The 24,956-nt window shown below is 63.4% G+C and carries 20 protein-coding genes and 2 tRNA genes; all 22 read right to left on the bottom strand.

Going from position 1 to position 24,956, the window contains the following annotated elements:
- Window positions 1-14: 14 nt before the first annotated feature.
- The 22 genes from WG924_RS18535 to WG924_RS18640 all read right to left on the bottom strand — a co-directional run bounded on the left by WG924_RS18535 (window position 15) and on the right by WG924_RS18640 (window position 24,774).
- A complete protein-coding gene (locus WG924_RS18535; RefSeq protein ID WP_345934595.1) occupies window positions 15-1,538 on the bottom strand; it encodes an NADH-quinone oxidoreductase subunit M in 1,524 nt (507 codons plus the stop codon).
- Window positions 1,538-3,469 carry an NADH-quinone oxidoreductase subunit L gene (gene nuoL / locus WG924_RS18540; RefSeq protein ID WP_345934596.1) on the bottom strand — a complete coding sequence of 644 codons (1,932 nt, stop codon included), beginning with the start codon at window positions 3,467-3,469 and terminating at the stop codon, window positions 1,538-1,540. The genes WG924_RS18535 and nuoL overlap by 1 nt, the downstream gene beginning before the upstream one ends.
- A gap of 7 nt (window positions 3,470-3,476) precedes the next feature.
- Window positions 3,477-3,785: an NADH-quinone oxidoreductase subunit NuoK gene (gene nuoK / locus WG924_RS18545; RefSeq protein ID WP_188574485.1), complete on the bottom strand. Its 309-nt coding sequence runs from the start codon at window positions 3,783-3,785 to the stop codon at window positions 3,477-3,479.
- Window positions 3,785-4,399 carry an NADH-quinone oxidoreductase subunit J gene (locus tag WG924_RS18550; protein ID WP_345934597.1) on the bottom strand — a complete coding sequence of 205 codons (615 nt, stop codon included), beginning with the start codon at window positions 4,397-4,399 and terminating at the stop codon, window positions 3,785-3,787. Before WG924_RS18550 ends, nuoK begins: the two co-directional genes overlap by 1 nt.
- A 110-nt stretch (window positions 4,400-4,509) precedes the next feature.
- The gene (gene nuoI, locus WG924_RS18555) at window positions 4,510-4,998 is read right to left on the bottom strand and encodes an NADH-quinone oxidoreductase subunit NuoI (RefSeq protein ID WP_188574481.1); all 489 of its coding nucleotides are present in this window, start codon (window positions 4,996-4,998) and stop codon (window positions 4,510-4,512) included.
- A gap of 181 nt (window positions 4,999-5,179) precedes the next feature.
- Window positions 5,180-6,196, bottom strand: coding sequence for an NADH-quinone oxidoreductase subunit NuoH (nuoH, locus tag WG924_RS18560; protein WP_345934598.1), 1,017 nt, complete (start codon window positions 6,194-6,196; stop codon window positions 5,180-5,182).
- Entirely contained in the window at window positions 6,189-8,267 is a 2,079-nt protein-coding gene (nuoG, locus tag WG924_RS18565) for an NADH-quinone oxidoreductase subunit NuoG (RefSeq protein WP_345934599.1), read from the bottom strand. The genes nuoH and nuoG overlap by 8 nt, the downstream gene beginning before the upstream one ends.
- 11 nt (window positions 8,268-8,278) lie before the next feature.
- Window positions 8,279-9,559 (bottom strand): NADH-quinone oxidoreductase subunit NuoF, encoded by a 1,281-nt coding sequence (gene nuoF / locus WG924_RS18570; protein WP_345934600.1) that lies wholly within the window; start codon window positions 9,557-9,559, stop codon window positions 8,279-8,281.
- Complete coding sequence (gene nuoE, locus WG924_RS18575; protein WP_345934601.1) at window positions 9,549-10,181, bottom strand: NADH-quinone oxidoreductase subunit NuoE; 633 nt, start codon at window positions 10,179-10,181, stop codon at window positions 9,549-9,551. The genes nuoF and nuoE overlap by 11 nt, the downstream gene beginning before the upstream one ends.
- Window positions 10,182-10,195: 14 nt before the next feature.
- Window positions 10,196-11,383, bottom strand: a complete 1,188-nt coding sequence (locus WG924_RS18580) for an NADH-quinone oxidoreductase subunit D (protein ID WP_345934602.1) — start codon at window positions 11,381-11,383, stop codon at window positions 10,196-10,198.
- A complete protein-coding gene (locus WG924_RS18585) occupies window positions 11,380-12,003 on the bottom strand; it encodes an NADH-quinone oxidoreductase subunit C (protein WP_188574468.1) in 624 nt (207 codons plus the stop codon). The genes WG924_RS18580 and WG924_RS18585 overlap by 4 nt, the downstream gene beginning before the upstream one ends.
- Before the next feature lie 96 nt (window positions 12,004-12,099).
- Window positions 12,100-12,708, bottom strand: a complete 609-nt coding sequence (locus WG924_RS18590; protein WP_372045110.1) for a NuoB/complex I 20 kDa subunit family protein — start codon at window positions 12,706-12,708, stop codon at window positions 12,100-12,102.
- Window positions 12,699-13,064 carry an NADH-quinone oxidoreductase subunit A gene (locus WG924_RS18595; RefSeq protein ID WP_188574466.1) on the bottom strand — a complete coding sequence of 122 codons (366 nt, stop codon included), beginning with the start codon at window positions 13,062-13,064 and terminating at the stop codon, window positions 12,699-12,701. The genes WG924_RS18590 and WG924_RS18595 overlap by 10 nt, the downstream gene beginning before the upstream one ends.
- Before the next feature lie 501 nt (window positions 13,065-13,565).
- A tRNA-Asp gene (locus WG924_RS18600) sits at window positions 13,566-13,642 on the bottom strand.
- 101 nt (window positions 13,643-13,743) lie between these two features.
- A complete protein-coding gene (locus tag WG924_RS18605; RefSeq protein ID WP_345934603.1) occupies window positions 13,744-15,297 on the bottom strand; it encodes a flavin-containing monooxygenase in 1,554 nt (517 codons plus the stop codon).
- Window positions 15,298-15,524: 227 nt separating this feature from the next.
- Window positions 15,525-15,601: transfer RNA gene (locus WG924_RS18610), tRNA-Val, on the bottom strand.
- Between the two features lie 407 nt (window positions 15,602-16,008).
- Entirely contained in the window at window positions 16,009-16,284 is a 276-nt protein-coding gene (locus WG924_RS18615) for an HU family DNA-binding protein (RefSeq protein WP_188574464.1), read from the bottom strand.
- Window positions 16,285-16,498: 214 nt separating this feature from the next.
- Entirely contained in the window at window positions 16,499-18,919 is a 2,421-nt protein-coding gene (lon, locus tag WG924_RS18620; RefSeq protein WP_345934604.1) for an endopeptidase La, read from the bottom strand.
- A 219-nt stretch (window positions 18,920-19,138) separates the two neighbouring features.
- Window positions 19,139-20,407: an ATP-dependent Clp protease ATP-binding subunit ClpX gene (gene clpX / locus WG924_RS18625; RefSeq protein WP_188574460.1), complete on the bottom strand. Its 1,269-nt coding sequence runs from the start codon at window positions 20,405-20,407 to the stop codon at window positions 19,139-19,141.
- A gap of 385 nt (window positions 20,408-20,792) precedes the next feature.
- A complete protein-coding gene (gene clpP / locus WG924_RS18630; protein ID WP_188574458.1) occupies window positions 20,793-21,425 on the bottom strand; it encodes an ATP-dependent Clp endopeptidase proteolytic subunit ClpP in 633 nt (210 codons plus the stop codon).
- Between the two features lie 122 nt (window positions 21,426-21,547).
- Window positions 21,548-22,912 carry a trigger factor gene (gene tig, locus WG924_RS18635; RefSeq protein WP_345934605.1) on the bottom strand — a complete coding sequence of 455 codons (1,365 nt, stop codon included), beginning with the start codon at window positions 22,910-22,912 and terminating at the stop codon, window positions 21,548-21,550.
- Between the two features lie 269 nt (window positions 22,913-23,181).
- Window positions 23,182-24,774 carry a hypothetical protein gene (locus WG924_RS18640; RefSeq protein ID WP_345934606.1) on the bottom strand — a complete coding sequence of 531 codons (1,593 nt, stop codon included), beginning with the start codon at window positions 24,772-24,774 and terminating at the stop codon, window positions 23,182-23,184.
- Window positions 24,775-24,956: the final 182 nt, after the last annotated feature.

The following is a 24,956-nucleotide window of genomic DNA, read 5'->3' on the forward strand; positions in this document are numbered from 1 at the left end:
TGCCTCTCGTCTCGTCAGCGCTGCGCGAGCTGGTTCACGGCGTCAACCGCCATTGCCGCCTTCTCGACCTGGACCTGTTCCAGGAGATGGGCGACCGATGCACGGATCGGCTCAAGGAAGGTCTCGGGATAGATGCCCATCCAGAGGGTCAGCACGACCAGCGGCGCAAAGGCCAGAACCTCCCGGCGGTTCATGTCGAGGATGCCTTTCAGATCCTCGCGCACAAGTTCGCCGAACACGACCCGCCGATACAGCCACAGCATATAGCACGCACCGAGGATCACGCCGGTCGCGGCCAGGAAAGCCACCCAGGTATTGGCCTGGAAGGCGCCGACCAGCACCAGGAATTCCCCCACGAAGCCCGACGTGCCGGGCAGACCGATCGAGGCCATGGTGAAGAACAGGAACACCAGCGCATAGCCGGGCATCCGATGCACCAGGCCGCCATAGCGGTCGATGTCGCGGGTGTGCATGCGGTCATAGACCACGCCGACACACAGGAACAGCGCGCCCGACACCAGGCCGTGGCTGAGCATCTGGATGATCGAGCCTTCGAGGCCCTGGGTGTTGAAGGTGTAGATGCCGATGGTCACGAAGCCCATATGGGCGACCGAGCTATAGGCGATCAGCTTCTTCATGTCGCCCTGCACCAGGGCGACCAGCGAGGTGTAGATCACCGCCACCACCGACAGGCCGAAGATCAACGGCGCGAAATAGTGGCTGGCATCCGGCAGCATCGGCAGGCTGAAGCGCAGGAAGCCATAGCCACCCACCTTCAGCAGGATACCCGCCAGCAGCACGGAACCGGCGGTCGGCGCCTCGACATGGGCATCGGGCAGCCAGGTGTGCACCGGCCACATCGGCATCTTGACCGCGAAGGACGCGAACATCGCCAGCCACAGGAACAACTGCATGTTGTGGCTGAAATTCGTGCTCATCAGGGTCGGGATGTCGGTGGTGCCGGCCTCGAAATACATCGCGAGCAGCGCCACCAGCATCAGCACCGAGCCGAACATGGTGTAGAGGAAGAACTTGAACGCCGCATAGATGCGTCGCTTGCCACCCCAGATGCCGATGATCAGGAACAGCGGGATCAGCATGCCTTCGAAGAAGACATAGAACAGCACGAAGTCGAGCGACACGAAGGAGCCGATGACCAGCGTTTCCATAGCCAGGAACGCGATCATGTATTCCTTCACCCTGACCGTGATCGCATCCCAGCTCGCCAGCACACAGATCGGAATCAGCAGGGTGGTGAGCAGAACGAACCACAGCGAGATGCCGTCGATGCCGAGATGGTAGTCGATCCCATAGCCGGGGAACCACTCGACCCGCTCGACGAACTGGAAGTCGGCGGTCGAGCTGTCGAAGCCCGACCACAGCAGCAGGGAGATCAGGAAGGTGATGACGCTGGTCCACAGCGCGACGCTGCGGGCGTTGCGGGCCACCGTCGCCTCGTCACCGCGGATCAGCAGGATGAACCCCGCACCGATCAGCGGCAGGAAGACGACCGTCGAGAGAAGCGGCCAATCCGTCATCACCAGCCGGCCTCCAGACCGAAGAAGAAGTAGGACACGATCAGCGCCAGACCGATGAGCATGGCAAACGCATAGTGGTAGACGTAACCCGACTGCATCCGGCCCGCCCGCCGGGCCAGGCCCAGCGAGACCGCGGCGATACCATCGGGCCCGAAACCGTCGATGATCCGGCGGTCACCGCCCTGCCACAACACCCGGCCGATCCAGAGCGCGGGACGCACGAAGATGGCGTCATACAGCTCGTCGAAATACCACTTGTTGAGCAGGAACTTGTAGAGGCCCGAGAAGTCCGACGCCACCTTGCCCGGCAGATCCGGCCGGCGGATATAGAACAGCCAGGCGAGCCCGATACCGGCGGCACTCATGACCAGCGGCAGCAGCTTCACCCAGCCGGGCACGTGATGCGCCTCTTCCAGGATGTTGTGCTCGCCCAGCATCGCAATCGAGCCATTCCAGAACGCCAGCCCGGCATCGACCATCGGCTGGCCGATATAGCCGGCCGTGATCGCACCCACCGCCAGCAGGAACAGCGGCACGGTCATGATCAGCGGGCTTTCATGGACATGCTCCATGGTGTGCTTGTCGGCACGGGGCTTGCCATGGAAGGTCATGAACAGAAGGCGCCAGCTATAGAAGGCGGTCATGAACGCTGCGGCGATGCCCATCCAGAAGGCATAGGCGCCGACTGTGGAATGCGCGGCATAGGCCGTCTCAAGGATCATGTCCTTCGAGAAGAAGCCGGCGAAGGGCGGGATGCCGGCCAGCGCCAGCGATCCGATCCACATCATCATGTAGGTGACGGGGATGAGCTTCCAGATGCCGCCCATGCGGCGCATGTCCTGCTCGTCGGACATCGCATGGATGACCGAGCCGGCGCCCAGGAACAGCAGCGCCTTGAAGAAGGCATGGGTCATCAGGTGGAAGATCGCCGCCGGATAGGCGCCGACGCCCGCCGCGAAGAACATGTAGCCGAGCTGCGAGCAGGTCGAATAGGCGATGACCCGCTTGATATCGGTCTGGGTGAGGCCGATGGTCGCGGCGAAGAACGCGGTCGAGGCGCCGATCACCGTGATCATGTCGCTGGTGAACACCGTCAGCTCGAACAGCGGCGACAGCCGCGCCACCATGAACACGCCGGCGGTGACCATGGTCGCCGCATGGATCAGCGCCGACACCGGGGTCGGGCCTTCCATCGCATCCGGCAGCCAGGTGTGCAGGCCAAGCTGGGCCGACTTGCCCATCGCACCGATGAACAGCAGCACGCCCAGCACCTCGATCGTCGGCAACGACATGCCGAGGAAATCGATGGTGGTCCCGGCGACGTTGCCAAGCTCGCCGAAGACCGCGTCGAAGGTGACCGAGCCGGTGACCAGGAACACGCCGAAAATGCCCAGCGAGAAGCCGAAGTCACCCACGCGGTTGACCACGAAGGCCTTCATGGCCGCCTTGTTCGCCGACGGCTTCTTGTACCAGAAGCCGATCAGCAGATAAGAGGCGAGACCGACGCCTTCCCAGCCGAAGAACATCTGGACCAGATTGTCGGCGGTCACCAGCGTCAGCATCGCGAAGGTGAACAGCGACAGATAAGCCATGAACCGCGGCTTATGCGGATCGTGGCTCATATAGCCGATCGAGTAGAGGTGGACCATGAACGACACGCCGTTCACCACGATCAGCATGACCGCGGTCAGCGCATCGATGCGCAGCGCCCAGGCGAAATCGAGCCCGCCCGAGCGGATCCAGGTGAACAGCTCGATCGTGGTTGCGTTGCCATAGACCGCGACGTCGAAGAAGGCGACGACCGACAACAGGGCCGCGAGCCCCACGGCGCCGGTGGTCACGAACTGCGACCCCCGATCGCCGAGGACACGGCCAAGGAAGCCGGCGACGATCGCCGCCGCGAGCGGAAGCAGGATCAGTGCGACGTACATCGCGGCCTCAGCCCTTCATCATGTTGATGTCTTCGACCTCGATCGAGCCGCGGTTCCGGAAATAGACCACGAGCACGGCAAGGCCGATCGCTGCTTCGGCAGCGGCGACGGTGAGGACGAACATCGCGAAGACCTGCCCCACCAGATCCTGGAGCTGGGTCGAGAATGCGACGAAGTTGATATTGACCGCGAGCAGCATCAATTCGATCGACATCAGGATCGTGATGACATTCTTGCGGTTCAGGAAGATCCCGAAGATCCCAAGCGTAAACAGGATCGCGGCCAGGACCAGATAATGCTCGATGCCGATGATCATCAAATGCCCTTACCCGTCGGAACCTTCTTGATTTCCACCGACTGTTCGATGGTCCGGGCATTCTGCTTGCCCGGATCCTGGCGAACGACGCCGGGGCGGCTGCGCAGGGTCAGCACGATGGCGCCGATCATCGCGACCAGCAGCACCAGCCCCGCAGCCTGGAACAGATAGACATACTTCGTGTAGACGAGCTGGCCGAGCGCATGGATGTTCGAGACACCCTCGGGCACGCCGATCGGAGCCGCGAACAGCGGCTGATCGGATGCGGCCAGGCTGTAGCTGCCACCGATGAGCACCAGTTCGGCCAGCAGTACCAGGCCGATCAGCGCGCCGACCGGCAGATAGCGCTGAAAGCCCTCGCGCAGCTGCACGAAGTTGATGTCCAGCATCATGACCACGAACAGGAACAGCACGGCCACGGCACCGACATAGACGACCACCAGGATCATCGCCAGGAATTCCGCACCCAGCAGCACGAACAGGCCGGCCGAGTTGAAGAAGGCCAGAATGAGGAACAACACCGAGTGAACCGGGTTGCGGGCGGAAATAACCATCACGCCCGATGCCACAGTCACCGCGGCGAAGAGGTAGAAGGCCAGCGCCTGAAGAACCATTCTCCGCCCTCGTCCGATCTCGTTTCTTGTGTCGCATGGCACCAGCGCCGGGTGGCGCGGTGCCTTCAAACCATCGCCGGCCCCTGATCGGGGCCGGCGCTCTCACACCATCAACGGTAGGGCGCGACGTCGGCGAGGTTCGCCGCGATCTCCCGTTCCCACCGGTCGCCGTTCTGAAGCAGCTTTGTCTTGTCGTAGAACAGCTCTTCGCGCGTCTCGGTCGCGAACTCGAAGTTCGGCCCCTCGACGATCGCATCCACCGGGCACGCCTCCTGGCAGAAGCCGCAATAGATGCATTTGGTCATGTCGATGTCGTAGCGGGTGGTACGCCGGCTGCCATCGGCACGCGGCTCCGCCTCGATCGTGATCGCAAGGGCCGGGCAGATCGCCTCGCACAGCTTGCAGGCGATGCAGCGCTCTTCACCATTGGGATACCGGCGCAGCGCATGCTCCCCACGAAACCGCGGGCTGATCGGCCCCTTCTCATAGGGGTAGTTCAGCGTCACCTTCGGCTTGAAGAAGTAGCGCAACGTCAGCGCCATACCCTTCACGATCTCGGTGAGCAGGAATGCGCGTGCGGTCTGGCCGATCGATGCCATCTCAACCTCTCCTCCGGCCTCCAGGCCAGCCCGACGGGGCCGGCCGGACGATCCGGGCTTACCTTACTCCGGGACGCGCACTTGGCAAGCACGTGTCCCCGCATTCACGGACCCCGCATGTCCGGGGCTTCGCCGTGCTGTGGCCGAATTGGAACAATCCGGCCGCAAGCACCAGGACCGCCTATTGCTGCCCCGGAAGCCAGCCGAAGCCCACGAGCACGCCAGCGGTGAGAACCACCCACAGCAGCGAGAACGGCAGGAACACCTTCCAGCCCAGACGCATCAACTGGTCATAGCGATACCGCGGGAAGGTACCGCGCACCCAGATGAACACGAACAGCAGCACGAAGATCTTGATCAGGAACCACACCACGCCCGGGATCCAGTTCAGCGGCGCGATGTCGAACGGCGGCAGCCAGCCCCCCAGAAACAGGATGGTGGTCATCCCGCTCATCAGGATCATGTTGGCGTATTCGCCGAGGAAGAAGAGCGCGAAGGGCATCGACGAATATTCGACGTTATAGCCCGACACCAGCTCTGCTTCCGCTTCCGGAAGGTCGAAGGGCAGCCGGTTGGTCTCGGCCAGCGCCGAGATGAAGAAGACCACGAACATCGGAAACAGCGGAATGGCGAACCACACCGTTTCCTGCGCCCGCACAACATCCGACAGGTTCAGCGACCCCACGCAGAGCAGCACGGTGATGATCACCAGGCCGATCGAGACTTCATACGACACCATCTGCGCCGCCGAGCGCATCGCCCCCAGAAAGGCATAGCGGGAGTTCGAGGCCCAGCCGGCCATGATGATGCCATAGACGCCCAGCGACGAGATGGCAAACAGATACAGGATGCCGACATTGATATCGGCCAGCACCCAGCCATCGTCGAACGGGATCACCGCCCAGGCAACCAGGCTGAGGATCAGGGTCAGCATCGGCGCCAGCAGGAACAGGAACCGGTTCGACCGCGACGGGATGATGGTTTCCTTGGTCAGCAGCTTCAATGCGTCGGCGAAAGGCTGAAGCAGACCGAAGGGGCCAACGACATTGGGGCCGCGCCGCATCTGGATGAAGCCGATGACCTTGCGTTCCATCAGCGTCAGATAGGCGACCGCGATCAGCAGCGGCATCACGATGGCCAGGATCTGGGCGACGATGATCACCCCGGGCCAGACATATCCGAAAAAGAAGTCAGCCATTGGTGCCGGTCGCCTTGTCCTGCTGGAGCGCGTCGCCCGCATAGATCGCGGTGCAGGTCGCCATGGTCCGCGAGGCGCGGGAAATCGGATCGGTCATGTAGTAGTTGGTGATCGCCGCGGTCAGCGGGGCGGTATCCGGCGTACCGGTCTGGCCGAACGCGCCGCCCAGCCCGGCCGGCTCGATCTGGTCGATGCGGGCCAGACGCGGGCTGATCGCCGCCATCCGCGCCCGCACGCCCGACAGATCGTCATAGGGCAACGGCTTGCCGAGCATGCCCGACAACGCCCGCAGGATCTTCCAGTCCTCGCGCGCATCCCCCACCGGGAACACCGCCAGATGCGACCGCTGCGGCCGGCCTTCCATATTGACGTAGGTGCCGTTCTTTTCGGTATAGGCCGCACCCGGCAGCACCACATCGGCGCGATGCGCACCGGCGTCGCCGTGATGGCCCTGATAGATCACGAAGGCCTCGCCCAGCGCATCGGTGTCGATTTCATCGGCACCCAGCAGGAACAGGGTCTCGATCCGGCCGCTGGCGCAACCCGCCACGATCTCGCGTGTCGCAAGGCCGCCCTCCCCCGGCACCAGCCCCAGTTCCATGCCGCCGACACGCGCCGCGGCGGTGTGCAGCACATTGAAGCCGTTCCAGCCGTCGCGGACCATGCCGCAGCGCTCGGCGATCTTGCGGGCAACGCCCAGGATCTTCGCGCCGTCGGCCCGGGTCAGCGCGCCCATGCCGACCACGATCATCGGCCGTTCGGCCGCCTTCAGCGCCTCGACGATCGGATCGGTACCGTTCGCGATCGCCTCAAGCCGGCTGGCATCGGTCCCAAGATTTTCGACCGGCCAGGTCAGGTCCAGCGCCGGCCCGATCGACCAGCCACGGAAACCACCCTTGCGCCAGCGCTTGCGGAACCGGGCATTGACCAGCGGCGCCTCTCGACGCGGGTCGGTGCCGACCAGCAGCACCGCATCGGCCATCTCGATACCGGCGATGGTGCTGTTGAACAGCCAGGATGCCCGCTGGGTCGGGTCGAGCGCTGCGCCATCCTGACGGCAATCGACATGCGGCGTGCCGATCACCTCGCGCATCAGGTCGCGAAACGCCGTCATCGCCTCGCAATCGACCAGATCGCCGACCAGACCGGCCACGGTTTCAGGCGCACGGCCTTCCAGCCGGCCACGGATGGCACCGAAGGCCTCGTCCCAGGTAGCAGGCCGCAGACGACCGTTCTCGCGGATATAGGGACGGTCGAGACGCTGGCGCTTCAGCCCGTCATAGGCGAAGCGGCTCTTGTCGCCCAGCCACTCCTCGTTCACGTCCTCATGCAGCCGGGGCAGCACGCGCAGCACCTCGCGGCCGCGAACGTCGATCCGGATGTTCGCGCCAACGGCGTCGAGCACGTCGATGGACTCGGTCTTCTTCAGCTCCCACGGGCGGGCGTTGAAGGCATAGGGCTTCGAGGTCAGCGCGCCCACCGGGCACAGGTCGATCATGTTGCCCGACAGTTCCGAGGTCAGCGCATGCTCGACATAGGTGCCGATCTCCATGTGCTCGCCGCGGCCGGTGGCGCCCATCTCGGGCACGCCCGCGATCTCTGTGGCGAAGCGCACGCAGCGGGTGCAATGGATGCAGCGCGTCATCCAGGTCTGGATCAGCGGACCCATGTCCTTGTCCTTGACCGCCCGCTTTTCCTCGTCATAGCGGCTCATGCCACGGCCATAGGCCATGGCCTGATCCTGCAGATCGCATTCGCCGCCCTGATCGCAGATCGGACAATCCAGCGGATGGTTGATCAGCAGGAATTCCATCACCCCTTCGCGAGCCTTCTTCACCCGCTCGGTATTGGTGTGGATGACCATGCCGTCGGCGGCCGGCATCGCGCAGGATGCGATCGGCTTGGGCGCCCGCTCCTGCTCGACCAGACACATCCGGCAATTGCCGGCGATCGACAGGCGTTCGTGATAGCAGAAGCGGGGAATCTCCGCGCCAGCCGCTTCGCAGGCCTGAAGCACGGTCGCCCCCGCGGGCACCTCGACTTCCAGGCCGTCGATGGTCAGTTTCGGCATCGGGTTCCTCCTCAGGCCGCGCGGGCCGCATCCCGGGCGGCGCCGATGCGCCGCTCAAGTTCCGGACGGAAGTGACGGATCAGGCCTTGCACCGGCCACGCCGCGGCATCGCCCAGCGCGCAGATGGTATGACCCTCGATCTGATAGGTCACCTGCTCCAGCCGGTCGATTTCGGGCAGGGTCGCATGGCCCTTGACCATGCGGTCCATGGTCCGCCACAGCCAGCCGGTGCCTTCGCGGCACGGTGTGCACTGACCGCAGCTTTCATGCATATAGAATTTCGACAACCGCGCGATGGCACGCACCACGTCAGTCGACTTGTCCATCACGATGACCGCAGCAGTGCCAAGGCCGGACTTCACCGCCCGCAGGCTGTCGAAATCCATCAGGATGTCGTCGCAGGTCGACTTGGGCAGCAAGGGCACCGACGATCCGCCGGGAATGATCGCCAGCAGATTGTCCCAGCCACCACGCACGCCGCCGGCATGACGCTCGATCAGCTCACGCAGCGGAATGCCCATCTCTTCCTCGATATTGCACGGCTTGTTCACATGGCCGGAAATCGAGAAGATCTTGGTGCCGGTGTTGTTCTCGCGCCCCAGCCCCGCAAACCAGGCACCGCTGCGGCGCAGGATGGTCGGCGCGACCGCGATGCTTTCCACATTGTTCACGGTGGTCGGGCAGCCATACAGGCCGGCCATCGCCGGAAACGGCGGCTTCAGCCGCGGCTGACCCTTCTTGCCTTCCAGGCTCTCGATCAGCGCCGTCTCTTCGCCGCAGATATAGGCGCCGGCACCGAGATGGATGTAGACGTCGAAGTCATAGCCGCTGCCGCAGGCATTGCGGCCGATCAGACCGGCCTCATAGGCCTCGTCGATCGCGGTCTGCAGCGCCTGGGCCTCGCGGAGAAACTCGCCGCGGATATAGATATAGGCGGCAACCGCCTTCATCGCGAAACCGGCGATCAGGCAGCCTTCGACCAGCTTGTGCGGGTCGTGGCGCATGATTTCGCGGTCCTTGCAGGTGCCGGGCTCGCCTTCGTCGGCGTTCACCACCAGATAGGACGGGCGCGGATCGTTCTTGGGCATGAACGACCATTTGACACCGGTCGGGAAGCCCGCGCCGCCACGGCCGCGCAGGCCGCTCGCCTTCATCTCCTGGACGATCCAGTCGGGGCCCTTGGCGATGATGTCCCGGGTGCCGTCCCAATCGCCGCGCCGCCGGGCACCGGCCAGACGAAAATCGTCATAGCCATGAAGATTGGTGAAGATGCGGTCCTGATCACGCAGCATCATTGCCTCCTGCGGTGCCGGATGCGGTCTGCACGGTCCCGGCCGCCGGCTGCCAGCCCTCGGGCTCGGATGCCCGGCGCCGGCCGGTCTGCGGCCCTGGCTTCGGCGTCTCGCCACGCTTCAGGGCGTCGAGCACCCGGATGGTGAGCTCCGCGTCCAGATCCTCGTAATAGTCGTCACCGATCTGCATCATCGGCGCATTCGCGCAGGCACCAAGGCATTCCACCTCGGCCAGCGTGAACAGGCCGTCGGCGGTGGTCTCGCCGACATCGATGCCCAGATGCTTCTGGCAGGCGGCCATCACCGCGTCGGACCCGCGCAGCCAGCACGGGGTGGTGGTGCAGACCTGGACGTGATGGCGGCCGATCGGCTTCAGATTGTACATGGTGTAGAAGGTCGCGACCTCGTACACCCGGATCGGCGGCATGCCCAGCATATCGGCCACGTAATCCATCGCCACCCGCGGCAGCCAGCCATCATTCTGACGCTGGGCCAGATCCAGCAGGGGCATCACGGCGCTCTGCTGGCGGCTGTCGGGGTATTTCGCGATGATCTTTGCCGCCGCGGCGAGATTCTCTTCGGTGAAGGCGAAGCTCGCAGGCTCGACGTTGGTGTCGCTCACTGGTCCCGGTCCCCTCAACGATCGATCTCGCCGAACACGATGTCCATATTCGCCAGAATGGCGACGGCATCGGCCAGCAGATGGCCCTTCGACATGAAATCCATGGCCGCGATATGGGCAAAGCCCGGCGCCCGGATCTTGCAGCGATAGGGCTTGTTGGTGCCGTCGGACACCAGATAGACGCCGAATTCGCCCTTGGGCGCCTCGGTCCCGACATAAACCTCGCCGGCCGGCACCTTGAAGCCTTCAGTATAGAGCTTGAAGTGATGGATCAGCGCTTCCATCGACCGCTTCATTTCGCCGCGGCTGGGCGGCGCGATCTTGCGATCATCGGTCTTGACCGGTCCGTCCGGCATCTCCTTGACGCATTGGCGGACGATCTTGAGCGACTCGCGCACTTCCTTCATGCGGACGTTGTAGCGGTCGTAGACGTCGCCGTTGCGGCCGACCGGGATGTCGAAATCCATCCGGTCATAGACGTCATAGGGCTGCGCCTTGCGCAGATCCCAGGCCACTCCCGAACCGCGCAGCATCGGACCGGTCATGCCCCAGTCCAGCGCGTCATCCGCCGACAGCACGCCGACATCCACGGTGCGCTGCTTCCAGATGCGGCTGTGGCTCATCAGGTTTTCGAGGTCGTCGAAGCGCTTCGGGAACTCTTCGGTGAAGGTCCAGATCTCGTCCAGCAGCCCGGCCGGCAGGTCCATCGACACGCCGCCCGGCCGGAAATAATTCGCGTGCAGGCGAGCGCCGCAGACCTTGTCATAGAAGCCCATGATGATCTCGCGGTCCTCGAAGCCCCACAGCAGCGGTGTGGTGGCGCCAAGGTCCATGGCGAAGGTCGTCATGTTCAGCAGGTGATTGGCGATGCGGGTCAGTTCGGCGAACATCACGCGGATGTACTGGCCGCGCAGCGGCACGTCCAGCTTCAGAAGCTTCTCGACCGCGAGCACATAGGCGTGCTCCTGATTCATGATCGAGACATAGTCCAGCCGGTCGAAATACGGCAGCGCCTGAAGATAGGTCTTGTACTCGATCAGCTTCTCGGTGCCACGATGCAGCAGGCCGACATGCGGATCGGCGCGGGTGACGACCTCACCATCCATCTCCAACACCAGGCGCAGCACGCCATGTGCCGCGGGATGCTGGGGACCGAAATTCAGCATCATCGGCTTGATCGCGGTCTCGGTATCAGACATCATTTCGCCCCCTGCTGCGCCTTCTCGTCACCCGGCAGGATGTATTTCGCACCATCCCACGGGCTCAGGAAGTCGAATCGGCGGAATTCCTGGGTCAGCTGTACCGGCTCATAAATCACCCGCTTCTCGGTCTGGTCGTAGCGGACCTCGACATAGCCGGTGAGCGGGAAATCCTTGCGCAGCGGATGCCCCTCGAAGCCATAATCGGTCAGCAGCCGCCGCAGATCCGGATGGTCGGCGAAGAACACGCCATACAGATCCCAGGTCTCGCGCTCGAACCACAGCGCCGAGTTGAACACCGGCACCGCCGATGGCACCGGCGTGTCTTCGGACGCCGAGACGGTCACGCGGATGCGCTGATTGTGCTTGAGGCTGAGCAGATGATAGACGACGTCGAAACGCTCTTCGCGCTCGGGCCAGTCGACACCGCAGACGTCGATCAACTGCTTGAACAGGCAGTTGCTGTCATCGCGCAGAAAGGTCAGCGTGCGGGTCAGGGACGTCCGCGACACACGGAGCGTCAGCTCACCCAATGCGACCTTCCAGCCGTCCACTCCGTCGCCGAGGGCTGACGCGACATAGCCGCCCAGCTCCCGGAGTGCGTCTTCGTTGACGTAACTCACGGCATCCGCCTTCTCGTGCCTCAACACAAACCTTGCTGCACCGCCCGACGTTCTGCCGGTCCGCTGCGCCGCCGCTTTTCCCGATGCGAACGCCGATCAGCGCTCAAGCGTACCGGTGCGGCGAATCTTCTTCTGAAGCTGGAGCACGCCATAGACCAGCGCCTCAGCCGTCGGCGGGCAGCCCGGCACATAGATATCGACCGGAACGATCCGGTCGCAGCCGCGCACCACCGCATAGGAGTAATGATAATAGCCGCCGCCATTGGCGCAGCTGCCCATCGAGATGACATATTTCGGCTCGGGCATCTGGTCATAGACCTTGCGCAGCGCCGGCGCCATCTTGTTGGTCAGCGTGCCGGCCACGATCATCACGTCGGACTGACGCGGGCTGGGCCGGAACAGGAAGCCGAACCGGTCCAGATCATAGCGGGCGGCCGCGGCATGCATCATCTCGACGGCGCAGCAGGCCAGACCGAAGGTCATCGGCCAGAGCGAGCCGGTGCGCGCCCAGGTGACCAGTTCGTTCAGGCGCGCGGTGATGAAACCGTTTTCCTTCAGCTCGTCGGTCGCGGCGGCAACCACACGCTCGGCATCGGCACCGATCAGCGGCCCCGGCACGGCGCGGGCGCCCGATCCGGTGTGAACGCCGCCGCTGTGGACGCCGCCGGTCTGGACGATATCGGTCCGGGTGTCGATCACTCCCATTCCAGCGCCCCCTTCTTCCACTCGTAGATGAAGCCCACCGTCAGCACGCCCAGGAAGACGACCATCGACCAGAACCCGAACATGCCGAGGTCGCCCAGCGACACGGCCCACGGGAACAGGAAGGCGACTTCAAGGTCGAAGATGATGAACAGGATCGCGACCAGATAGAACCGCACGTCGAACTGACCGCGGCTGTCATCGAATGCATCGAAACCGCATTCATAAGCCGAGAGCTTCTCGGCTTCCGGACGCTGAGGCGCGATAAAATAGGAAGCGATCACGATAACCGCGGCCAGAGCGGTCGCGATGCCGAGGAAAATCAGAATCGGCAGGTACTCGGCCAGCATGGTCTGCATGGGCTTGGCTTCCCTCCTGAGGCGGATGCCGGCCGGTGAAGGCCCGATCGGATCGGACCCTCGCCAGCGATGCTGCGGGACAACCGGGCGGGGCCGTCCGGGTGGCGTCCCGTTGTGCAGACGCGAAGACCGCGGTGCCACAGGGCCAAGCCGGATGGTCCGCCACAGGTCACCCCGTGCGGCGGCCTCACTATAGGCGAACGTGCTCGCCAACAAAATCCCCATTTTCAGCCACGAATATGTCCCAGCTTTGCGTTGCGGCAAGAGTATCACCGCCAGATGTCACAACGACCGGAGACCCAGGGCTCGGGCTGAAAACAAACAGGCCCGCACCGACGATGATCGGGCGGGCCCACGGACTGCGCGCAATTGCACGCTGGTCTTGATGCGGCGGTGAAGGGCGTTTATGCCCCTCGCCGTCCAGAAGACGGTCTTGCATGCGTGAGCACGCGGGTTTCGTCCAGGACCCGGACCATGACACAGGCCTGATCCGGGCATCGCTGGCGGGAGTGACGGGACTTGAACCCGCGGCCTCCGGCGTGACAGGCCGGCGCTCTAACCAACTGAGCTACACCCCCTTCGGCGATGCGCGGTGTTTAGCCGAGCGGCGGCACCTCTGTCAACGTCTTTCCGCAGGCGCCGGGTGTGCGATGCCGCCGCCGGCCGCCGGTCCGGCGTGTCATGACGCCCCGGCGGGGGTTGTCAGCGCCTGGCTCTGGGACAGTGCCCTGACCGGGGCGTCGCAGGTGGTGAAGGCATACTCGTCGAGCGAGGCGCTGCGCATCGCCCACCAGTAGCGACTGGCAAAGCTGGACCATTGCGCGGTCACCCGACCATCGGCGGTCTTGTACCAGCTGTTGCAGCTGCCAGCCCAGACGGTGCGGTCGAGTGCTGCTCTGAGTCCTCGATTATAGGCCGCCATGGCCTGGGCCTTGACCTCCATGACCTGGCCGCGCCGCCCCTGGAACAGCCGCTTCAGGCACCGTGTGATATAGGTCGCCTGAACCTCGTGCATGAAGATGATCGAATTGTGGCCGAGGCTGGTGTTGGGGCCGAACAGCATGAAGAAGTTTGGAAAGCCCGAGACAGCGACGCCGCGATGTGCCTCGGCGCCCTCTGACCAGGCGTCATTGAGATCGAGCCCGCCGCGCCCGGTGATCTTCATCGGCTGCAGGAACTCCGTGGCTCTGAAGCCGGTGGCATAGATCAGCACATCCAGGTCGTGACGCGCGCCGTCGACGGTTTCGACACCGCCTGGACGCAAGGCAGCGACCCGCCGCGTCACCACCTCGACATTCGGCCGCGCCAGTGTCGGATACCAGTCATTCGACAGCACGATACGCTTGCAGCCGGCCGGATAGTCGGGGGTCAGCCGGCGACGCAGTTCAGGATCGGCGATATGGCGTCGCATGATGGCCAGTGCCTGCTTCTGGAACTGCTCGCGAGCGAAGCGCGCACGGCCGAAGACCAGAAAGTTCTTTTCAAGCCCCAGAAATATCTTTGCCCGGTGCAGCTTCATCGCCGTCGGGCTGCGGCGGAAGCGGGCGATTTCGGCGTCGGTATAGGCGCGATCGGGTTTGGGCGACACCCAGGCAGGCGTCCGCTGAAACAGCACCAGACGCGCCGCATCGGCCGCGATCTCGGGCACGAACTGCACCGCACTCGACCCATTGCCGATCACGCCGATCCGTTTGCCGGCAAGGTCGAGCCCGTCGGGCCAGCGGGCCGAATGGAACCGGGGGCCGGCGAAGCTCTCCTGCCCCGGCAGATCAGGAACCGCCGGATGATCGAGTTGCCCGGTGGCGGAAATCACCACCTCGGCGTCAATGCGGCCACCGCCGACGACATCGATCAGCCACAGGCCGCGATCGTCATCAAATCGCGCCTCCGCCACCTCGGTGTTGAAGCGGATCAGGCGCCGGATGTCGAAGCGATCGGCCACCGCCTCCATATAGGCGAGGATTTCCGACTGCCGGGCATAGGTCCGCGACCAGTCCGGGTTGGGAGCGAACGAGAACGAGTAGAGATGCGATGGAACGTCGCACCCGGCGCCAGGATAGGTGTTGTCACGCCAGGTGCCGCCCAGTTGGGCATGCTTCTCGATGATCACCACAGGACCGATCCCGGCCCGGTCGAGCTGGATCGCCATGCACAGGCCACCGAAGCCGGCCCCGATGATGGCGACCTTGACCCGGGTGGCGTCACCCTCCGGACCAGAAGACATTGCAGCCATGGATCTTTCCTCCTCGCCTTCCCAGATGGCGAGGTGCCCCGGCGATCCTGGCATGCCGCCGGCTTCAACTGCGCTCGCCTTCATCAGTTATAGCGATTACCGACAGAATATTAAACGCGTTAGTTGAATTTTTACTCGTAGAGCGAAATGTCTTCAGTAGCAATCGCCATCCTATGAAATGGCGATGCCAGAAGATGACGGCGGCACGAGATCGTGGCGGCAGGTGGTGGTGGGCGATGAGGGGCTCGAACCCCCGACCTTCTCGGTGTAAGCGAGACGCTCTGACCAACTGAGCTAATCGCCCGCCATGGCGGCGCCGGCTGGCTCCACGGCATCCGGCCAGTACCGGGCCGCTGAACACGGGCACGGCATAAACTGAGCCGATGCATCCCTACCACGACAACGGCCGCCCGTGCATCCTGCACAGGCGGCCGGGCCATGAGCCTGCGGCGGTGTCGCCACAATCAGTCGGATACGTGGACAGCCCGATCCGGCCGTCCATCGCCTGACGTGATCACCGGCGACGCGTCTGTCGCGGCCGGCGCGGCATGAAATTCGGTGAGGTGCCAGCTTTCTTGCCCCTGGACCTGAGCGGCCTCTCGGGGGTGTCTGTTCTTCTTGGTGGCAGACCGGCTTGCGGGCCCCTGGTGACAAGGCCAGCGTCACGCCATCTCCACACATCGTGACACGGTTCGGCAGACCCTGTCCGGGTCAGTCGTTAACGGCGTCTTTCAGACCCTTGCCAGCCCGGAACTTGGGCTGCTTCGAGGCGGGGATGGTGATTGCCTCGCCGGTGCGGGGATTGCGGCCCTCGCTGGCAGCACGGGTCGCGACGTTGAACGTGCCGAAGCCGACCAGCCGGACCTCATCATCAGCGGCAAGCGCCGCGGTGATGGCATCGAACACGCCGTCGACGGCCCGGGCCGCGTCGGTCTTTGACAGCCCCGTGCTGTCGGCCACGCGCGCAACGAGATCGTTTTTGTTCACTTTTCAGGCTCCCCTTCTTGGAGTGGCGGTTCGCACTCACGCGTCGGTGATACGTCGACCAGGGGCGAGTGTAAATCCCCCGGCAGAAGCGCGTCAATCGGCGTCCCGGCTGGAAACCGCACAAATCCGCCAAAAAACAGCCCTCGCGCCGGATTTGGCGCGAGGGCTACCGGATTTGGTCAACCTTCGGTCTCAAGGAATGCCAGATGCCCGATCAATGGGCACGCGGTCCGGGCGCTTCAGACTGGTCCACGGTTTCCTCGCGCGCGGGCTCGGCAGCTTTCCCTTCCGCGCGCTCAGGCCATTCGATCGGAACCAACGGCTTCAAAAGCGCATGCGCGAGCACTTCATCGACATGCGCCACCGGAATGATGGTCAGCCCCTTCTTCACGTTATCGGGGATGTCCGCCAGATCCTTTTCATTGTCACGCGGTATCAGCACGGTCTTGATGCCGCCATGCAACGCCGCCAGCAGCTTTTCCTTCAGCCCGCCGATTGGCAGGACACGGCCGCGCAGCGTGACCTCACCGGTCATGGCGACGCTGCGGTTGACCGAGATGCCGGTCAGCACCGACACGATCGATGTCACCATGGCGATGCCGGCAGACGGCCCGTCCTTGGGGGTGGCACCTTCCGGCACATGGATATGGATGTCGGCCTGCTCGAACACCGTCGGCCTGATTCCGTACTCCACAGCCCGCGAGCGGACATAGGACCGGGCGGCCTGAATGCTCTCCTGCATCACTTCGCCCAGCTTGCCGGTGATGGTCACCTTGCCCTTGCCGGGCATGGTCACCGCCTCGATGGTCAGCAGATCGCCGCCGACCTCAGTCCAGGCAAGACCGGTGACGGCACCGATCATGTCCTCCAGCTCGGCTTCGCCGAACTTGAACCGACGCACACCGGCATATTTGTCGAGGTTGTCGGAGGTGATCGCCACCGAGGTCGACTGACCCATCACCAGTTCCTTGACCGCCTTGCGGGCCAGGCTCGCAATCTCGCGCTCAAGGCTGCGGACGCCCGCCTCGCGGGTGTAATAGCGGATCAGGTCGCGGATCGCGCCGTCGGTGATCGAGAATTCGCCCTTCTTCAGGCCCTGCGCCTTGACCTGCTTTGCGGTCAGATGCCGCTTGCAGATCTCGACCTTCTCGTCCTCGGTATAACCCGAGATGCGAATGATCTCCATCCGGTCCAGAAGCGGCTGCGGCATGCGCAGGCTGTTGGCCGTGCAGATGAACATCACATCCGACAGATCGTAGTCCACCTCAAGATAATGATCGGCGAAGGTGCCGTTCTGCTCAGGGTCCAGAACCTCAAGCAGGGCCGAAGACGGGTCGCCGCGGAAGTCCGCGCCGAGCTTGTCGATCTCGTCGAGCATGAACAGCGGGTTGGTCTTGCCCGCCTTCTTCATCGACTGGATCACCTTGCCGGGCAGCGAGCCGATATAGGTGCGGCGATGACCGCGGATCTCGGCCTCGTCACGCACGCCGCCGAGGCTGACGCGAACGAATTCACGCCCCGTGGCCCTGGCGATCGACTTGCCAAGCGAGGTCTTGCCGACGCCCGGAGGGCCGACGAAGCACAGGATCGGGCCCTTGAGCTTGGCGACGCGCATCTGAACGGCCAGATGCTCGACGATCCGCTCCTTCACCTTCTCAAGGCCATAATGGTCCTCGTTCAGAACCTCCTCGGCCCATTTCAGATCCTTCTTGACCTTGGAACGGGTTTTCCAGGGCAGCCCCGTCAGCCAGTCGAGATAATTCCGGACCACGGTCGCCTCGGCCGACATCGGGCTCATGGTCTTGAGCTTCTTGAGCTCGGTCATGGCCTTGTCGTGGGCTTCCTTGGGCATGCGGGCCTTGCGGATCCGCTCCTCGATCTCGGCGCTCTCGTCGCGGCCGTCCTCGCCCTCGCCCAGTTCCTTCTGGATCGCCTTCAGCTGCTCGTTCAGATAGTACTCGCGCTGGGTCTTCTCCATCTGGCGCTTGACGCGCGAGCGGATGCGCTTTTCCACCTGAAGAACCTCGATCTCGCCCTCGATATGGGCATAGATCCGCTCCAGCCGCTCGACAACGGTCGGCGTCTCAAGCAGTTCCTGCTTCTCGGCCACCTTCAGCGACAGATGCGAGGCGATGGTGTCGGCAAGCTTCGCCGGCTCCTCGATCTGATTGAGGGTGACCAGCACCTCCGGCGGGATCTTCTTGTTCAGTTTCACATACTGTTCGAACTCGGCCACGACCGAGCGCGACAGCGCCTCGACCTCGCGGCCGGCATCCTCGCCCTCGGCGATCGCGGTGGCCTCGGCCTGGAAGAAATCACCATCCGAGATCAGTGTCTCGACACGCGCCCGGCTGGCGCCCTCGATCAGCACCTTCACGGTGCCGTCGGGCAGCTTCAGCAGCTGCAGCACGGTGCCGATCGTGCCGACCATGAAGATGTCATCCGCGCCGGGATCTTCCTGTGCGGCATCCTTCTGCGCCAGCAGCAGGATCTGCTTGTCGCTGCGCATCACCTCTTCGAGGGCGCGCACCGACTTCTCACGGCCGACGAACAGCGGCACGATCATGTGCGGGAAGACAACGATGTCGCGCAGCGGCAGGACCGGATAGGTGTGTGTGGTATGGTTTTCGGTCATGGCCAGTCTCGCATTTTTATCGGATTCGGCACGGCGTCGGGCACGCGGCCTCGGAAGGCCGACATGCCGCTTTCACGCCACATCGGCCCGAACCCGGGATGAGCCGCGCACACATGCTGGCCGGATGCCGGCCGCTGCCGCCCTTATGGGCCGGCAACGGCCGTAACATCAACGGCTGGCACGCTCAAGACCGTGCCGCGGCCGGAAGTTGAACGGGGATCAGGAAGCGGAGCCGCCGACATCGCCCCGCCGGTCCGCATAGATATGGAGCGGCTTGGCCCGTCCTTCAACGACCTCGCGATTCACCACGATTTCTTCGACCCCATCCATGTCAGGCAGGTCGAACATGGTGTCGAGCAGGATCTCTTCCATAATGGCGCGCAGGCCGCGCGCACCGGTCTTGCGGTCGATGGCGCGCTCGGCAATCGACCCCAGCGCATCCTCCGAGAAGGTCAGGTGCACGTTCTCAAGCTCGAACAGCCGCTGATACTGCTTCACCAGCGCGTTCTTCGGCTTGGTCAGGATCTGCACCAAGGCCTCACGGTCGAGATCGTGCAAGGTGGCGATCACCGGCAACCGGCCGACGAATTCGGGGATCAGACCGAATTTCAGCAGATCCTCGGGCTCCACCTGACGCAGCACGTCACCGGAGCGACGGCTTTCGACCGGTTCGACATCGGCGCCGAAGCCGATCGAGGTCTTGCGACCGCGATCATTGATGATCCGGTCAAGGCCGACGAAGGCACCGCCGACAATGAACAGGATGTTGGTGGTGTCGACCTGCAGGAATTCCTGCTGAGGGTGCTTGCGGCCACCCTGCGGCGGCACGGAGGCAACCGTGCCTTCCATGATCTTGAGCAATGCCTGCTGCACGCCCTCGCCCGACACGTCGCGCGTGATCGACGGGTTGTCGGATTTGCGGCTGATCTTGTCGACCTCGTCGATATAGACGATGCCGCGCTGTGCCCGCTCGACATTGTAATCCGCTGCCTGAAGCAGCTTCAGGATGATGTTCTCCACATCCTCGCCGACATACCCCGCCTCGGTGAGGGTCGTGGCGTCCGACATGGTGAACGGCACGTCGAGGATGCGGGCCAGGGTCTGGGCCAGCAACGTCTTGCCGCAACCGGTCGGCCCGATCAGCAGGATATTGGATTTCGCAAGCTCGACTTCGGCGCCCTTGCCGCCCTGACTCAGACGCTTGTAGTGATTGTATACCGCCACCGAGAGAATGCGCTTCGCCTGATCCTGGCCGATCACATAATCGTCCAGAACGTTGAAGATATCCTTCGGCGTCGGTCCGCGATCACGCGTCTTCACCAGCGAGGTCTTGCTCTCCTCGCGGATGATGTCCATGCAGAGCTCTACGCACTCGTCGCAGATGAACACCGTAGGCCCGGCGATCAGCTTCCGCACCTCGTGCTGGCTTTTGCCGCAGAACGAGCAGTAAAGCGTGTTCTTGCCGTCGCCGCCGCTGGACTTGGTCATCGTGTCTCCACTCGTTGGCTCTGCCCGGCGTCCATGTTAGCCGCCGGTCGCACCCGGGCACAAACCCTAAAAAGCGGCAGGTCGGCCGGCGGTGTGCCGGATCGGGGGGACGGCCCCCACCATCTGCCGGTTCGGGGGCCCGCACCGGGACGCGGAGTTCGGTTTGCGACTCCGCGGTCAGAGGAAATGTAATGCGCCATTCGCGCTTGCCAAAGGGGGAAAAAGCACCAGTGTGCGGATCATCCCCCAAACCCGGACATGACGAACCCGCCACCGCGTGTACGCGATGGCGGGTTCGCCGTGTCCGGTCAACGTCGCCACCGCAGCCTTGCCCGAGGCTTCGGCATCCCGATGGCGCCATCGACGGCCTGTCGGGCCATCAGGCTCAGGAACCGGCCTCTTCAAGCTTCGGCCGCTGGGCGACGACCGTGTCGATCAGGCCGAAGGCCTTGGCTTCCTCGGGCGACATGAAGTTGTCGCGCTCCATGCCACGCTCCAGCTCTTCCAGCGGCCGACCGGTGTGGTGCATGTAGATTTCGTTCAGCCGTGCCCGCAGCTTCAGGATCTCGCGGGCATGGATCTCGATGTCGCTGGCCTGGCCGCGAAACCCGCCCGAGGGCTGATGGATCATGATCCGGGCATTGGGCAGGGCAAAACGCTTGCCGGCGGCACCGCCCGCCAGCAGCAGCGAGCCCATCGAGGCGGCCTGACCGATGCACAGGGTCTGCACGTCGCAGCGGATGTACTGCATCGTGTCATAGATCGCCAGCCCCGAGGTCACCACGCCGCCCGGCGAATTGATGTAGAAGGAAATATCCTTCTTCGGGTTCTCGCTTTCGAGGAACAGCAACTGCGCCGTCACCAGACTAGCCACGCCGTCCTCGACCGGGCCTGTCAGGAAGATGATCCGCTCCTTGAGCAGGCGCGAATAGATGTCATAGGCACGCTCGCCCCGGTTGGTCTGCTCGACCACCATCGGCACCAGCGTGTTCATATAGGTATCGAGCATATCGCTCATGCGCTTTCCGCTCCCCTCAACTGACATCATCCGGTCGTCACAAAACCCCGGCCGCCGAGACGTTTACGACCGCTCCCGAAGCCGGAAGCGGTCGCAGACGATATCGCCGACAGGGCAGCGGATCAGGCCTCGGTCTTGGCGTCGTCCGCCGTGGCCTCGGCCTCGTCCTCGTCGTCGGGATCCTTCATCAGATCCTCGGCGCTGACGATCTTCTCCTCGACCTTGGCAAGGGCCAGGATATGATCGACGACCTTGTCCTCGAAAATCGGCGCCCGGAGTGCGCGCAGCGCATCCGGATTCTGCTGATAATACTCGATCACCCGCGCTTCCTGACCGGGGAAGCGGCGCGCCTGCTCGATCAGCGCGCGGTTGACCTCTTCGTCCGCCACCTGAACATCGTTCACCCGACCCACTTCTGCAAGGACCAGACCCAGACGAACCCGACGCAGGGCGATCGCGCGATATTCCTCGCGGACCTCGTCCTCGGTCTTCTCCATGCTCTCGAAGGTCTGACCGGTGCGCTCCATCTCTTCGGAGAGCTGCTTCCAGATGCCCTCGAATTCGGCCTCCAGCATGCCCGCCGGCACGTCGAACGCATAGCGGCCGGCCAGGCTGTCGAGCAGGCCGCGCTTCAGCTTCTGACGGCTGATGCCCTCATAGCGGTTGCGGAAATCGTCGCGGATCGCCGCCTTCAGCGCCTCCAGATTGTCGAGGCCCAGCTTCTCGGCCAGGGCGTCGTCGATGCCCGCGGTCTTCGGCGCCTTGACCTCCTTGATGGTGGTCTCGAAGGTCGCGGCCTTGCCGGCCAGCTGCTCCGCACCGTAATCGGCGGGGAAGTTCACCTCGACCTTGCGCTCCTCGCCGGGCTTGGCGCCGACGAGCTGGTCTTCAAAGCCGGGAATGAAGGTGTTGGAGCCCAGCACGAGCGCATAGCCCTCGGCCTCGCCGCCCTGGAAGGCCTCGCCGTCGACGAAGCCCTTGAAGTCGATGACCACCTGGTCGCCGCTCTCGGCGGCGCGATCCTCGACCGCCTCGAATTCCTGATTGGCCGAGGCGATACGCTCCAGCGCCGCGTCGACTTCCTTGTCGTCGACCTCAGCGGCCTCGCGGACCAGTTCGACGTCGGAGAAATCGCCCAGCTCGAAATCGGGCATGATCTCGACGACCATGGTGTATTCCAGATCCTGGCCCTCGTCGAAGGCCGTGATCTCGATCTTGGGCTGCGTCGCCGGGCGCAGGTCGTTCTTCGCCAGAACCTCACGCGAGGTCTCGTTGACCGACTCCTCAAGAACCTCGCCCATCACCGAGGCGCCGTAGCGCTGCTTGACCACCTTCGCCGGGATCTTGCCGGGACGGAAGCCAGGCATCTTGATGGTGGCGCTGATCGAGGCGATGCGGCTGTCGATCTTCTCGTTGATCGACGTGGCCGGCACGACGACCTTGTATTCGCGCTTGAGCCCTTCGGCGTTGGTCTCGGTGATCTGCATCAAAACGGTCTCACAGGGTCGGTTGACTGCGGCAGCGCCTGCCCGTCGCGGGGGACGGGATTCCGTTGCCGGCGGCCGTTGACGGGCCGCGGCAGGCAGGCGCCGGGTGCGCGAAGAGGCGTGTTCGCAGGCGGTCAGGCTCCACGACACGGGCGGCAAGCATGTGGCACGAAAACGCCCCGCTTCGCAAGCCCTATACGCGGCAAGAATGGGCGGCGGCAGGCCCGAAAGCCCGTCGCCGCCCGCATATGCCCGGCCCGCCGTGAGGATCAGGTCAACGCGATCAAGGTGTAGGTGGTGCCGGAGACGTTCCAGTCGCCCTTCACAATAACCGTGCGACCAGAGATTTCCACGAGATCCGCACCGGCCCCGCTCATTGCCGAAACAGCCATCGTCCGCCCCCGATTGGTACCCGTCGCGATCGTCACCAGAACGGCGACCGGCGCGAAGCGGAGGGTGATGCTCTGCGAGGTGACGCCATCGCCGTCATAAGCCGTCACTGCACGACTTGTGTCGACCACATCCGCTCGCATGCTTGTCGACAAGTCATGCGCCGCCATCTGCGTCGGCAGGATATTGTTCTGGATGATCCAGTTGGACAGGCTCCCGCCAGAGACCACGCCCACGAAGGGCGGATTGGCGATGCTGCGCACGGGTGTGTCGACGATATTGCCCTCGGCGATGAGACCATCCAGACTGCCGACGATCCTGACGCCGAAACGCGACACGAATGGCGAGACGGTCGCGTCGCCGTTGTCGATGCCGATATTCGTCATCACGTTCCTGCAAAAGCTGACGTTGCGCACCCCCGTCGCCACGACCAGCACGTCGCGCAGAACGCGCTTGAACTGATTGCCTGTGATCGAGACGTTCGTGGCATTCGACAGAGAAATGCCGGAAACGATTTCCCGGTGCGTTTCTTTTTCCGCCGGGTTCAGGCCATTGTCGTCCATGCCATAGATGGTGTTGCTCGCGATCTGGATCGAGTCGCCGCCCTCGACCGAGAAGACAGTACCCGCAGCCTTGACGTGGATCATGACGTTGTCCGAGAACAGCGAATCATTGGCCACGCCCCTGAACATGCGGATATTCGTGTCGATGAAATTGCCGATCACCATCAGGCCCTGAAGGTTTTCCTTCTGGAGCCCAATATTTCGCACGACATAACCGCCTGAACATCCATGAATGCGGTTGTCACGCAAAACATAGGAACGCATGCCCGACTTCAATGCCGAGTCATAGGCAGTGCCCACCGTGAAATCCGTCGGCCAGTCGATTTCAAGCACATGGACGGCAAGAACGAGATTGCAATCGCTGATCCGGACACCGCGACCGGTGACCTTGACGAGCGTCTTGGCGTTGCCGAGGGAGCAGTTGGTGATGGTCAGATCCACGTCGCCATTGTTCTGCCCGGTACTGCTGTATGCCGGATCCTGATTGGCGGAGATGATCATCGAGCCCGTGACTTCCAGATCCTGGCTCCAGCCAGCCGTGTTGCCCGGGTTGCCCCGAATCACGAGCCCGTCGAAGACGACACCCGACGAACGGACATGAAACACGGCCTGGGTATCGTCGGATGTGGGAAAGCGGATCGATGCATAGGCCATGTAGCCCGCCCCGGTCGCGCCGAAGATCCGCTGCCCCGAGGTGGTGACCTGAAGCGGGGCGCTGATCACATGGCGCCCCACGATCATGACGTGTCGACCGCTGTCGAGCGCCCGCTGCAGGGCCACCGTGTCATCCGTCGTGTTGTCACCAATGGCACCGAAATCATTCGGCGTAACGAAGTCGGCGAGCTTGTCCGAAACACTCCTCGCCACGGCATTGTCAAACGGAGCTTCATAGTAAGGTTCGATCGACATATTCATTGTTCCCGTTTACACTATCGAGCACAATCACTCAACATATTCACATTACTGATTATTTTAATTTAAAAAAATACAGAAGATGATGCATCATATTTCATCGTATATTCGATATTATTTAAAAATCTGAGGTTGATATACACCAGAATAGATCAGCCTGCTGTCACGGCGAATGACGA

Source organism: Tistrella arctica, from assembly GCF_039630945.1.
GTDB lineage: Bacteria > Pseudomonadota > Alphaproteobacteria > Tistrellales > Tistrellaceae > Tistrella > Tistrella bauzanensis.